This is a genomic window from Lysobacter yananisis (genome assembly GCF_031199375.1).
In the GTDB taxonomy this organism is placed as follows: Bacteria; Pseudomonadota; Gammaproteobacteria; order Xanthomonadales; family Xanthomonadaceae; genus Lysobacter; species Lysobacter yananisis.
This window is the reverse complement of the sequence record NZ_CP133568.1, coordinates 4,671,382-4,685,721: the sequence shown is the minus strand read 5'-3', so window position 1 is coordinate 4,685,721 and position 14,340 is coordinate 4,671,382. Positions and strand designations below refer to the sequence as shown.

Annotated in this window: 3 protein-coding genes (1 of these 3 only partly in view); all 3 read left to right on the top strand. The window is 71.4% G+C overall.

What is annotated here, in order from left to right:
• Tightly spaced (each overlapping or abutting the next), the 3 genes in view from RDV84_RS19580 to RDV84_RS19570 form a layout consistent with a single transcriptional unit that may run on beyond the window.
• Positions 1-4,112: the end of a non-ribosomal peptide synthetase gene (locus RDV84_RS19580; protein ID WP_309151301.1), read on the top strand. The gene continues 5,497 nt to the left of window position 1, outside the view; 4,112 of the gene's 9,609 nt are visible here — the last part of the coding sequence; its start codon lies beyond the left edge, outside the window; its stop codon occupies positions 4,110-4,112.
• Positions 4,109-12,685 carry a non-ribosomal peptide synthetase gene (locus tag RDV84_RS19575; RefSeq protein ID WP_309151300.1) on the top strand — a complete coding sequence of 2,859 codons (8,577 nt, stop codon included), beginning with the start codon at positions 4,109-4,111 and terminating at the stop codon, positions 12,683-12,685. Before RDV84_RS19580 ends, RDV84_RS19575 begins: the two co-directional genes overlap by 4 nt.
• Positions 12,676-14,340, top strand: coding sequence for a multidrug ABC transporter permease/ATP-binding protein (locus tag RDV84_RS19570; protein WP_309151299.1), 1,665 nt, complete (start codon positions 12,676-12,678; stop codon positions 14,338-14,340). Before RDV84_RS19575 ends, RDV84_RS19570 begins: the two co-directional genes overlap by 10 nt.

The window sequence follows — 14,340 nt, the reverse complement described above, 5'->3', positions numbered from 1 at the left end:
CCGGCGAGGCGCTGTCGGTTTCGCCGGCGCTGCGCGGTTTCTTCGCCGCGCATCCGCAATGCCGTCTGGTCAATCACTACGGGCCGACCGAGACCCACGTGGTCACGGCGCATACCTTGCCGGCCGATCCGCTGCGCTGGCCGGCGCTGCCGCCGATCGGGCGGCCGCTGCCGAACCTGCGCCTGAGCGTGCGCGACGCGCGTGGCGCGCCGCTGCCGCAGGGCGCGATCGGCGAACTCTACGTCGCCGGTCCCGCGCTGGCGTCGGGCTATCTGGGCCGGCCGGACCTGACCGCGGAACGCTTCGTCGTCGATGCCGACGGCGCAGTCGCGTACCGCACCGGCGACCGCGTGCACCTGGGCGGCGACGGCGAGTTGCGTTATCTGTCGCGCGGCGACGGCCAGATCAAGCTGCGCGGCTTCCGCATCGAGACCGGCGAAGTCGCCGCGCAATTGCAGGCCGTGCCCGGCGTGCGCGCCGCCGCGGTCGATCTGCGCACCGACCCCGTCGGCGAACCGCGACTGGTCGCGTGGCTGGCCGGCGACGAGGACGCGGCCGCGCTGCGCGAGCGCGCCGAGCGGCAGGTCGAACGCAGCCTGCCCGCGTTCATGCGCCCGCAGGCCTACGCCGTGCTGGCGCGCCTGCCGCTGACCGTCAACGGCAAGCTCGACCGCGCCGCACTGCCGGCGCCGCAATGGCAACGCGAGCCCAGCGCGGCCCAGCCCGCGCAGACCGCGACCGAAGCGGTCCTGCTGGAGCTGTGGCGCGAACTGCTCGGCAACGACGGCCTCGGCACGACCGATCACTTCTTCGCCCACGGCGGCCATTCGTTGCTGGCCGTGCGCCTGCTCGCGCGGGTGCGCGAACGCTATCCGCATGCGCCGCCGCTGGCGGCGATCTTCGCCGCGCCGACCGTGCGCGAGCTGGCCGCGCGCATCGACGCGCTGGCCGACGGCGCGAACGCCGACGCGCCGGTCGCGGCCGATCGCTCCGGCGAACTGCCGTTGTCGTTCGGCCAGGCCCGGTTGTGGGCGCTGGAACGCCTGACCGGCGGTGCCGCCGACTACCTGATTCCGGCGGTGGTGGAGCTGCGCGGCGAACTCGACGCCGCGCGCTTGCTGGCCGCGTTCGACGCGGTGTGCGCGCGCCACGAGATCCTGCGCAGCCGATTCGGCGAACGCGACGGCGAAGGCCGTCAAACCGTGCGCCCGGCCGCGGCCGGCACCGGCTGGATCGAAGACGCGACCGGTTGCAGCGACGAGGCCTGCCGCGAGCGCGTGGCGGAACTGACCGCGCGCCCGTTCGACTTGGCCGAGCAAGCGCCGCTGCGCGTGGCCTTGCTGCGCCGCGCCGCCGACCGCCATGTGCTGGTGCTGGTGCTGCACCACATCGTCGCCGACGCGGCCTCGCTGCCGATCCTGCTCGCCGACTTGCAGGCGGCCTACGCCGAACCGGCGCAAGCCTTGCCGGCGCTGCCGCTGCAGTACGGCGACTATGCGCTGTGGCAACGCGGCCGCGAAGGGCAGGCGAGTGCGGCGCAGGAACTGGCCTGGTGGCGAGAGCGCCTGCACGGCCTGCCGACGGTGCACAACCTGCCGCTGGACCGGCCGCGTCCGCCGCAGCGCTCCTACGCCGGCGCGACCCTGCGCCAACCGCTGCCGCCGGCGCTGGTGGCGCGGCTGGACGCGCTGGCGGCGCGCCAGCGGGTCAGCCGCTACGTGCTGCTGCAGGCGGTGTTCGTGCTCTGGCTGCATCACTTCAGCGAAGCCGAGGATATCGTGCTGGGCACGCCGTCGGCCGCGCGCGACCATGCCGGCCTGGACGGAATGATCGGCTTCTTCGTCGATACCCTGGTGCTGCGCCACCACGCCGAACCTTCGATGCGCTTCGATCAGCTGCTGGACGCGGTGGCGGCCACGGTGACCCAGGCGCTGGCGCATCAGGATACCCCGTTCGAGCACCTGGTCGATGCGCTGCGGCCGCCGCGCGAACTGGCCCACAATCCGCTGTTCCAGATCATGTTCTCGGCGCAGTCCGCGCAGCCGACGCGACTGTCGCTGCCCGGCATCGAGGTGCATGCGCTCGACGCGCCCAGCCGCAGCGCCAAGTTCGATCTGTCGCTGGACGTCAACCAGCTCGAAGACGGCTGCGTGGCGTTCTGGGAGTACGCCACCGATCTGTTCGATGCCGACAGCGTGGAGCAGTTCGCCGCGCACTACCTGCGCTTGCTCGAAGCGGTCGCCGACGCGCCGACGCGGACCCTGGACGAACTCGCCCGGGTCGAGGAGCGCTGGCCGGCGCCGACGACCGCGCCGGCGCCGACGCACGTCGCCGCGCGCATCCGCGAACACGCGCTGCGCACGCCGCGGGCGCTGGCGGTCGAAGACGGCGAAACCCGCCTGGACTACCGCAGCCTGTGGCGCCGCGCCGGCGCGCTGGCCCGGCATCTGCCGCGCGACGGCACGCCGGTCGCGGTGCTGGCGCCGCGCGGTTGGCAATCCATCGTCGCCGAACTGGCGGCGTGGCGCGCCGCGCGCGCGTTCCTGCCGCTGGACCCGGCGCATCCGCCGGCGCACCTGCAGGCCATCGCCGCCGATGCCGGCGCCGGCGCGCTGCTGCGCCACGCCGATTTCGCGCTCGACCTGGGCGTGCCGGGCTGGACCATCGACACCGCCAGCGAACCCGAAGCGCCAGACGGCGACGACGACAGCGATGGCGGGGCGGACGCCGCCGGCATCGCCTATCTGATCTACACCTCCGGTTCGACCGGCGCGCCCAAGGGCGTGGTGATCGGCCACGACAACCTCGCCGCCTACGTCGACGCGGCCGGCGCGGCCTATGCCATCGGCGCGCACGACCGCGTGCTCAATCTGGCCTCGCCCGGTTTCGACATCGCCATCGAAGAGACCATGGTGAGCCTGGCCCACGGCGCAACGGTAGTGGTCGCCGGTCCGCAGTTCCTGGCCCAGGCCAGCGGCTTCTGCGCGGCGCTGGCGGCGCAGGCGATCAGCGTGACCAGCCTGCCGACCGCGTTGTGGAACGTGCTGGCCGAAACCGCGCAGGGCGCGCAGGCGCCGGCGTGCTGGCGCCTGTGCGTGCTCGGCGGCGAAAGCCTGCAGCCGGGCTTGCTCGCGCAATGGCGCCGGCACGTCGTCGGCGGCCCGCAACTGATCAACACCTACGGCCCGACCGAGACCACGGTGGTGGCGAGCCACTACCGGCTCGGCGACGACGGCCGCGTCGCCATCGGCCGGGCGCTCGGCGACGCCCGCCTGAGCGTGCGTCGCGACGGCTGGCCGGTGGCTCCGGGACTGCCGGGCGAACTGGTCATCGGCGGCGCCGGCGTCGGCCGCGGCTATCACGGCCAGCCGCAGCTCAGCGCCGAGGCGTTCTTCGAATCCGAAGGCCAACGCTGGTACCGCAGCGGCGACCGGGTGCGTTGGAACGGCGAGGGCCAACTCGAATTCCTCGGCCGCAGCGATCATCAGCTTAAGTTGCGCGGTTACCGGGTCGATCCGGAACAAGTGGGCGCGGTCCTGGCCGGCCATCCCGCGCTGCGCCAAGCGGTGGTCGTCGCGGTGCGGCCGGCGCAGGGCGAGGCGTACTTGGCCGCGTATGCGGTCGCCGATCCAGGCGCGGCCTCCGCCGAGGTCGAGCCGGCCGCGCTGCGCCAGTGGCTGGGCGCGCGGCTGCCCGACTACATGCTGCCGCAGGCCTGGTCGGTGGTGCCGGAATTGCCTTTGACGGTCAACGGCAAGCTCGACCGCAAGCGCCTGCCCGAAGCCCCGCGCCTGGCCGCATCCGCCACCGCGGCCGCGCCGGTGGCGCCGCGCGACGAACGCGAACGCGAACTCGCGGCGATCTGGTGCGAACTGCTGCGGCTGCCACAGGTCGGGGTCGAAGACGACTTCTTCGCTCTCGGCGGCAACTCGCTCGGCGCGATCCGGCTCAAGGCGCGGGTCGAAGCGCGCTTCAACGTGGAACTGGAACTGGCCGGGCTGTTCGCCCGTCCGACCATCGCCGCACTGGCCGAGCGCATCGCCGCCGCGGACCAGCGCATCGCCGCCGACGACATCGGCTTCCTCAACGATCTGCTGGACGAACTGGAATGACCGCTGCATCCGAACTGCGCGCGATCGCCGAACGCGCGATCAACCTGCCGGCGCACAAGCAGGACCTGTTCCTGGCGCGCCTGGACGAACGCGGCCTGGACGCGGCGCTGCTGCCGATCGTGGCCCGCGCCGAGGCCGATGCGGCCACGCCGCTGTCGTTCGCGCAACGCCGCATGTACCTGGTCGAGCGCATGTCCGCGCAAGCCCTGTACAACCTCGCCTCGGGCCTGGAACTGCACGGCGAACTGAACCTCCGCGCCTTGCGCGGCGCCTTGGACTCGATCGTCGAACGTCATGCAGTGCTGCGCACGGTCTATCGCGAAGTCGACGGCGTGCCGCAACAGCAGGTGCTGGCGCACGCGCCGCTGGCGCTGGAAGAGCGCACCCTGCAAGGCGATGCCGGCCGGCAACTGCGCGAGCGGCTCGACGCGATGCAGGCGCAGCCGTTCGCGCTCGATGCCGAAGCGCCGCTGCGGATCGAGCTGTACCGGCTCGGCGAGCGGCGCTGGGCCTTGCTGTGGTGTGTGCACCACATCGCGTTCGACGCTTGGTCCGAAGGCGTGCTGCAAAACGAGCTGGTGCAGGCCTATTCGGCTCTGGCCGACGGTCGCGCTGCGATGCTGGCGCCGCTGGCGGCGCAGTACGCCGACTACGCCGCCTGGGAAGGACTGTGGCAGCGCAGCGCCAGCTTCCGCCGCCACAGCGACTATTGGCGCGACGCGCTGGCCGGCGTGCCGGACGAATTGTCGCTGCCGTTCGACCGCGCCCGGCCCGCCACGCAGGCGCGCGGTCACGGCGGCGCCGAAGCGAGGCGCACGCTGCCGGCGGCGCTGACCCGGCGCCTGTACGGCCTGACCGCGAATCTGCTGCCGGGACGCGAGACCACGCTGTACACCTTGTTGCAGACCGCGTTCGGTTGGCTGCTGGCGCGCTACGGCAACACCGGCGACCTGTGCATGGCGACCTCGATCGCCAACCGCCAACGCACCGAACTCGAACCGCTGATCGGCTGCCTGGTCAACACTCTGGCGATCCGCCACCGGGTCGAGGCCTCGCTGCGCTTCGACCAGGCGGCCGCGGCCGCAGGCGACACCATCACCGCCGCGTTCGAGCACGCGCAGGTGCCGTTCGAGCACGTGCTGGAGCGGCTGGACATCGCCCGCGACGGCGTCCGTCCGCCGCTGTGCCAGGTGCTGTTCGTGCTGCAGAACGTGCCCGACGCCGGCGCCCTGGCCCTGCCTGGGCTGAGCATCGCGCCGTTGGCGCAGGAACAGCGGCTGGCGCGTTTCGACCTCAGCCTGCGCATCGCCGAGCGCCGCGACGAGGCCCATCTCGGCCTGCATCTGGAGTACAGCACCGAGTTGTTCCAGGAGCAGACGGCCGAACGCCTGCTCGCCGATTTCGAAATCCTGCTGGAACAGGTTTGCGCCGCGCCGCAGATTCGCTTCGGCGAGGTCGTGCTCGGGCATGAGGCGCGGAATCAAACCGTCGAGCCCGCGGCCGTCGCCACCGCGCAGTCGCTGCTGTGGCAGGCACCGGCGCAAGCGGTGGCGGTGGAAGAGGGCGATGCCAGCTGGACCTACGCGCAGCTGCGCGCGGCGGCCGGCCGGATCGCCGCGATGCTCGACGCGGCGGGTACGTCGCCGGGCGCGCACGTCGCGCTGTGCCTGCCGCGGACGTTCGCGCAACTGGCGGCGATGGCCGCGGTGTGGCATCGCGGCGCGGCGTGGCTGCCGTTGGACCCGCAACATCCCGATGCGCGTCAGATCGCCGTGCTCGACGACAGCGGTGCGGGTGTCGTGATCGGCTGGGGCGCTGCGCCGGCGTGGCTGCCGGCCAGCGTGCGTTGGCTCGATGCCGAATCGGTCCTGGGCGACACCGCGCCATATGCGGAACCGCCGCGCGTGGATGTCGATGTCGATACTCCGGCCTATCTGATCTACACCTCCGGCTCGACCGGCACGCCCAAGGGCGTGGTGGTGAGCCAGGGCAGTCTGGCGCATTACGTCGCCGGCGTGTTGCCGGTGCTGGAACTCGGCGAGAACGCGTCGCTGGCTACGCTATCGACGGTCGCGGCCGACCTGGGTTTCACCGCCTTGTTCGGCGCTTTGCTGAGCGGCCGCCGCGTTCGGCTGCTGCCGGCGGAGCTGGCGTTCGATGCGCAAGCGCTGGCCGCACATCTTCAGGCGCATCCGGTGGATTGCCTGAAGATCGTGCCCTCGCATCTGGCCGGTTTGCTGGCGGCCGGCGGCGGCGCGTCGGTGTTGCCGCGCGAATGCCTGGTCACCGGCGGCGAAGCGCTGAGCGGCGCCTTGGTCCAGCAGGTGCGCGCGCTCGCGCCGTCGCTGCGGATCGTCAATCACTACGGCCCGACCGAAACCACGGTCGGTATCCTGACCTGCACCGTGCCGGACGAATGGCCGGCGGAGCAGGGCGTCCCGGTGGGCTGTCCGCTGGCCGGCAACGAGGCCTGGGTGTTGGACCGTTTCGGTCTGCCGGCGCCGATCGGCGTGGCCGGCGAGCTGTACCTGGGCGGCGGCAATCTGTCGCTGGGCTATTGGCAGCGCGACGAACAAACCGCCGAACGCTTCGTCGCGCATCCGTTCGCGCCGGGCCGCACGCTGTACCGAAGCGGCGATCTCGCCAAGCTCGATAGCGAAGGCCGGATCGTGTACCTCGGCCGCGGCGATCACCAGGTCAAGATTCGCGGCTATCGCGTGGAATTGGGCGAAGTCGAGCAAGTGCTGGCGCAGTTGCCCGGCGTCGAAGTCGCCGCGGTGCTGGCTCTGCCAGGCGCCAACGGCGTATTGCAACTGGGCGCTTGCGTGCAAGGCACGCTGGACGGTGTCGCCGACGCGCTGGCGCAGCGCCTGCCCGAATACCTATGCCCGACCCGCTGGTGCGTGGTCGAATCGATGCCGCGCCTGGGCAACGGCAAGATCGACCGTCAAGCGCTGGCCGAGTTGTTGCAGCAGGACGAAACCGATCCGTCGGCCGAGACCGCCGACGAACCCCCGGTCAACGAAGTGCTGCGCGAGCTGTGGCAAAAGCTGCTGGGCCGCGAGCATATCGGCGCGCACGAGAACTTCTTCGCGCTCGGCGGCGATTCGATCCTGAGTCTGCAAGTCGTAGCGCGGGCGCGCCAAGCCGGGCTGGCGCTGATGCCGCGACAGCTGTACGACCATCCGACCCTGGCCGCGCTCAGCGCTCACGTGCAGGCGAGCGCGCCGGCGCCCGCCGCGGCCAAGCCCGCGCCTGAAGCCGAACAGGCATTCGGCTTGACCCCGATCCAGCATTGGTTCTTCGAACAGGCGTTGGAGCAGCCCGCGCACTGGAACATGTCGGTCTGCATCCGCATTCCCGAGCGCCTGCGGCCGGCTGCGCTGGAGACCGCCGTACGCGCCGTGGCCGAACGCCATCCGATGCTGCGCGCGCGTTTCGGCCGCGATGCAAGCGGCACGTGGCAGCAGCGCATCGGCCCGTGGCTGCCCGCGCAGTTCGCCCACCGCGAAAGCGACGACCCGGCGAGCCGCGCAGAATCGATGCGCGCCTGGCAAGCCAGCCTGGACCTCGACAACGGACCGCTGTTCCGCGCGCTCTATCTCACCGCCGCCGATGCCGCGGATGGGCGTCTGCTGCTGGTCGCGCATCATTTGCTGATCGACGGCGTGTCCTGGCGCGTGTTGCTGGAGGACCTGCAGCGCGCCTATCGCGACGCCGCCGACGGCCGCGCGCCGGCCCTGGCGCCACCGCCGAGCGATTTCGGCCAATGGCAGCGGCATCTGCGCGAGGGTCTGTCGCCGCGGCGCCTGCAGCAATGGCGCGATTACTGGGCGCGACCGCAATCCGGCGACTGCGCGCAGCTGCCGTTCGCCGCCAGCGCCAACCGCGAATGCGATAGCGCCAGCGTGCACGCGCGGCTCGACCGCACCGCCACCGCCCGATTGCTCGGCGAGGACACGCGCGCGTTGCGCACCCAACCGCAGGAGCTGCTGCTGGCCGCGCTGGCGACGGCGCTGGCGCGACTGTGCGGCGCGAACGACATCGTGATCGAGCTGGAAGGCCACGGCCGCGAGCCGGTCGACAGCGAGCTGGATTTGTCGGAAACCGTCGGCTGGTTCACCAGCCGCTACCCGGCGCGGCTGCGTCTGCCCGCCGGCGCCGTGCCGGCCGCGACGCTGGCCGCGGTCAAGGACCAACTGCGCGACATTCCCGATCGCGGCCTGGGCTATGGCGTGCTGCGCTACCTGCACGGCGAACTCGCCGACCTGCCGGTACCGCAGGTCTGCTTCAACTACCTCGGCCAGGTGCGTTCGGGCGAGGCCGCGGGGTGGGACTTCGCCGGCGGCGACGACGGCGGCAGCCGCGCGCCCGGCACCCGCCGCAGCCATCTGCTCGATGTCGGCGCCATCGTCGTCGACGGCGAGTTGAGCGTGGATTGGACCTATCCCGCCGACGCGATCGGCCGCGATGCGATCCAGACGCTGGCCGACGATTTCATCGCCGCGCTGCAGGCGCTACTGGCACTGGACGGCCGCGACGCCGCCGTCCCCACGCGCAGCGACCTGGCCCTGGCCGCGTTCGACGACGCCGGTTTCGACCGTTTGATCCATCGCTATCCGGACCTGGAAGACGCCTATCCGGTGTCGCCGCTGCAGCAAGGCTTGCTGTTCCACGCCCTGGACGCCGGCGAGCAGCCGCTCTACATCAACCAGAGCACGGTCACCCTCGACGGCGAATTCGATGCCGACGCATTCGACCAGGCCTGGACGCTGGCGCTGGCTCGGCATCCGATCCTGCGCACCGGTTTCGCCTGGGACGGCCTGGAACGGCCGCTGCAGGTGGTTCGCAGCCGGGCGTCGCTATCGCCGCGCCGGCACGACCTGCGCGATCGCGACGAAGCCGGCATCGCCGCGATCCTGGCCGAGATCCAACGCGAGGACCGCACTACGCCGTTCGCGCTCGACGAGGTGCCGCTGATGCGGGTGCGCCTGCTGCAGTGCGCGCCGCGGCGGCATATCGTGGTGTGGACGCGCCACCATCTGATCGTCGACGGCTGGAGCTCGGCGCTGCTGATCCAGGAAGTGATGGCCGGCTACCGCGCGCTTGCGCGCGGGCAGCGGCCGGCGCTGCCCGCGGCGCCGCCGTATCGCGATTATCTGGGCTGGCTGGCGCGGCAGGATCGCGCGGGCTCTAGCGCCTGGTGGTCGCGCGAACTGGCCGCGCTCGACGCGCCCGCGCGATTGCCTGAGGCCGCCGATCCGCAGCCCGGTTTCGCCCATGTGCAACGCGAGTTCGATGCGACCGCCGTGGCTGCGCTGGCTGCCGCTCACGCGGTCACGCTAGGCACCGCGGTGCAGGGCGCGCTGGCGCTGGTGCTGCGCCGTTACTATGGCCGCGACGATTTCTGCATCGGCCTGACCAGTTCCGGCCGTCCGGCCGAACTGCCCGGGGTGGAGCGCATGCTCGGCGTGTTCATCAACACTTTGCCGCTGCGCTTGCGCTTCGACCGGACGCAACTGGAGCGGTCGCCATCGCTTGGCGCATGGTTGGCGCAGTTGCAACGGCACGGCGTGGACCTGCGCGAGCACGAACACCTGCCGCTGGCCGAAGTGCAGGCCTTGTCGGGCCTGACGGGCGGCGTGTCGCCGTTCGATACCCTGCTGGTGTTCGAGAACTATCCCGCCGCGCCGGGCGAGGATGGTGGCGAACTGCGCGTGCGTGAGCACGACGGCGCGGACCTGACCCACTATCCGCTGACCCTGGCGATGCTGGCCGACGAGTCCAGACTGCACGTGCAAGCGGTGCTCGACCGCGGCAAGCTCGACGGCTGGCTGGTCGAGCAGATGCTGGACGATCTGGCCTTCGTGCTGCGGCAGCTGCCGTCGTTGCAGCGACTGGACGACTTGCCGTTGCTGCCTTCGCAGAGTCGATCCGCCGCCTGGACCGAACGCGCGAGCTACCCATGCGTCGGCAGTCTGGTCGCGCGCTTCATCGAAGTCGCGCAGCGCCATCCCGCGCGCATCGCCGTCTCGGCCGAAGACGGCGAACTCGACTACGCCGCGCTCGATCGGCGGTCTTCGCAGTTGGCGGCATTGCTGATCCGCCAAGGCGCCGGCCCCGGCCAACGCGTCGGCCTGTGCCTGCCGCGCGGCCGCGATCTGCTGGTCGCGCTGCTGGCGATCCTCAAAACCGGCGCGGCTTACGTTCCGGTCGATCCGCAGGCCCCGGCGGCGCGGCGCGGTTTTATTCTCGAAGACAGCGGCGTCTGCCTCAGCGTCAGCCAGCGCGCATTGGCGGTCGAGCTGCCCGGCACGGCGCTGTGCCTGGACGATCCGTTCACTCGCGCGCAGCTCGATGCGGCGACGCCGGGCGAACTGCCCGAGGTGCCCGCCGACGCGCCGGCGTATCTGATCTACACCTCGGGTTCGACCGGCACGCCCAAGGGTGTGGTGGTCACGCATCGCAATGTCGAGCGGCTGTTCACCGCGGCCACGCAGGATGGCCATTTCGCATTCGACGAACATGACGTGTGGAGCCTGTTCCACTCGCACGCCTTCGACTTCGCGGTGTGGGAACTGTGGGGCGCGTGGCTGTACGGCGGCCGCGCGGTGCTGGTGCCGGAAGCGGTCTGCCGCCAACCCGATGCCTTCCTCGATTTGCTCGCCGAACAGGGCATCACCGTGCTCAACCAGACGCCGTCGGCGTTCTACGCGCTGCAGTCGCAGGCGCTGCGACGCGACGTACCGCTGAAGGTGAAGACCGTGGTGTTCGGCGGCGAAGCGCTCGAACCTTCGCGCCTGCAACCCTGGCGCGAGCGCTACCCGGATGCCGAGCTGGTCAACATGTACGGCATCACCGAAACCACGGTGCACGTCAGCTTCCACCGCCTCAGCGACGAAGACCTGCAAAGCCCGGCCAGCCGCATCGGCCGTGCATTGCCGGACCTGGCCGTACACGTGCTCGACGACGCCGGCCAGCCGGTACCGCTGGGCGTGGTCGGCGAACTGGTGGTCGAAGGCGACGGCGTCGCCCAAAGCTATTGGCAGCGGCCGGAATTGACCGCGCAGCGCTTCGTGGCGGTCGACGGCCAACGCCGCTACCGCTCCGGCGACCTCGGCCGCTACCGCGCCGACGGATCGCTGGAGTACCGCGGCCGCGGCGACGATCAAGTCAAGCTGCGCGGCTACCGGATCGAACCGGGCGAGATCGCGGCCAAGCTCGCGGCGTTGCCGCAGGTCGTCGACGCCGCGGTGACGGTCGAAGGGCAGGGCGAGGGCGCATGGCTGATGGCTTACGCCGTCGCCGCGCCGAACGCCGAACCCGATCCGCAAGCGTTGCGCGATGCGCTGCGCGCGGTGCTGCCGGACTACATGCTGCCGCGTCAGATCCAGCTGCTGCCGGCGCTGCCGCTGACCGCCAACGGCAAGCTCGACCGCAAGGCGCTGCCCAAGCCGGAAGCGACCCAGGCGGCCGACCGGCGCATGCCGCGCAACGCGCTGGAATGGCAGTTGCTGGATGCGTGGCGGCAGGTGTTGGCGCGCAGCGACTTCGGCATCGACGACGATTTCTTCGCCCTCGGCGGCCACTCGCTGCTCGCCACCTCGCTGCTCAGTCGCCTGCGCCGCCTGCGCGGCCAGGACTTGCCGCTGGCGCTGGTGTTCCAGCATCCGAGCATCGCGCGCATGAGCGAGCATCTGGGCGCGCAGCGCGGCGGCGCCAATGCACTGGTGCGGCTGCGCGGCGGCGGCGCGGCGACGCAGCGGCTGTTCTGCCTGCACCCCGGCGGCGGCCACACCCTGGCCTATGCGCCGGCGCTGGAACGCCTCGATGCGGACGTGGCCGCGTTCGGCATCAACTCGCGCATGCTGGTCGACAATCAGTGGCGGCCGGCGAGCCTGGAGGCCTTGCTCGACGACTACCTGGCGCTGATCCGCGCCGAGCAGCCTGAAGGCCCGTACGCGCTGCTGGGCTGGTCGCTCGGCGGCACGCTCGCCTACGCCCTGGCCGAGCGCCTGGAGCAAGCCGGCGACCAGGTCGCCTGGCTCGGCCTGATCGACTGCTTCGGCTGGCGCGAGAAGGAACGCATCGCCGATCCGGCCTTGCACGGCCTGCGCTGGCTGCCGGAGTACTTCGCCTACCTGGAGCCGGCCCAGCGCGAACCGCTGTACGCGCAGCCGCAACAGCTCGTCGCGCTGGATGCCGCGCTGGTGGAAGCGGCCGACGAAGCCGCGCGCCAAACCGTGCTCGCCGCGCACTACGCAGCGCTGGCGGGGCAGGGCGTCGCCGATGCCGAACGCCATCTGCTGCAACTGCGCCTGTTCCGCAGTTGGGACGAGGTGCTGGCGGGCTACCGTCCCGGTCGCCTCGCCGCGCCGGTCGCGCACTGGCAGGCCGCCGACAGCGTGGCCTTGTTCGGCGGCGGCGCCGACGCGTGGCAGGCGCATGCCGCGGTCGAGCAGACCGTGCTGGCGGGCGACCACTATTCGATCATGCAGTCGCCGGCCCTGGCCGACGCCGTGGCCGCGGCCGCGCGCCGCGCCCGCGCCGCGGAGGTGTCCCCATGTCGCTGATCCGCCTGTTGTTCCGCAGCCATCGCGCGTTCATCGCCCTGGCGATGTCGCTGAGCCTGGTCAGCGCCGCGATCGGCGTGGCGATGATCGGCTACGTCGACCGCCTGCTGGCGCAGGTCGGCGACGCGCGCGGGCTGGCCGGTTTCGCCGCGCTGCTGGTGGCCTTGTTCGTGTTCGGCAGCGCCGCGCAACTGGCCATGTCCACGCTCGGCCACAAGGTCGTCTACCGGCTGCGCCAGACGATGGTCAAGCGGGTGCTCGACACCGACGTGGAGCGGCTGGAAGGGGTCGGACTGGCGCGCATCCTGGCCACCCTCAACGGCGACATCAACACCATCACCCTGGCCTTCGCCAGCCTGCCGTCAGTGGTCTACGGCCTGACCCTGACCTTCGGCGGCTTCGCCTACCTGGCGTGGCTGTCGCTGCCGCTGTTCGCCGCCTGCGCGCTGATGATCGCCATAGCGGTCGGCTGCAGCGCGTTGCTGATGGCGCGCACCCGGCGCGAGGCGCGCCTGGCCCGCGACATGGAAGACCATCTGTACCGTCACTACCAGGCCGTGGTCGAGGGCCGCAAGGAACTGGCCCTGAACCGCGACCGCGCCCGCAGCGTGTACGAACACGAGTTCGAGCCCGACGCCCGCCGCAGTCGCGACCACGAGATCCGCACCGACATCTACAACGGCCTCAACCAGAACTGGATCAACACGATCCTGCTGGCGACCATCGGTCTGGTGTTCTTCCTGGTCGGCTACCTCGGCTGGGCCAGCCCGGGCACGGCCGCGACGTTCGCCTTCGCGCTGATGTTCCTGCGCACGCCGATGGCCGGCATGGTCGGTTCGGTGCCGAGCCTGATCGCCGGCAGCGTGGCCCTGGCCAAGGTCGACAGCCTGCAACTGGCGCCGCACCGCGAAGGCTTCGGCGACGACGAAACGGCGCTGCCGGCGGACTGGTCGCGCCTGCAGTTGCGCGGCGCGGCCTATCGTTATGCCGCCGCGACCCCGGAGGAAGCCGGCTTCGGCGTCGGTCCGATCGACCTGAGCCTGCGCCGCGGCGAACTGTTGTTCGTGATCGGCGGCAACGGCAGCGGCAAGAGCACGCTGATGCGGGTGCTGTCGGGACTGTACCGCCCGCAACAGGGCGCGCTGTGGCTGGACGACACCGAGATCGACGCCGCCCGCACGCCGGCTCTGCGGCGCCTGTTCGCCACGGTGTTTTCCGATTTCCATCTGTTCAACCGCGTGCTCGGCCCGGACGGCGCGGACTTCGGCGACGAACGCGCGCAGGCGCTGCTGGCCCGGCTGGAACTGGCGCACAAGGTGTCCGTCGGCGCCGGCGTGCTGTCGGACACGCGCCTGTCGCAGGGCCAGCGCAAGCGTCTGGCGCTGCTGCTGGCCTGGGCCGAGCAGCGGCCGATCCTGCTGCTCGACGAATGGGCGGCCGACCAGGACCCGGCGTTCCGCCGTTTCTTCTACGAGCACCTGCTGCCGGAGTTGCGCGCGGCCGGCAAGACCATCGTCGCGGTCAGCCACGACGACCGCTATTTCCACCTCGCCGACCGGGTGCTGAAACTCGACGGCGGCCAGTTGGCCGAGTACGACGGCGACCACGCGACGGGAGGGCGAATGGCGCATGCGCCGGCGCAGGCGCTGGGGTAA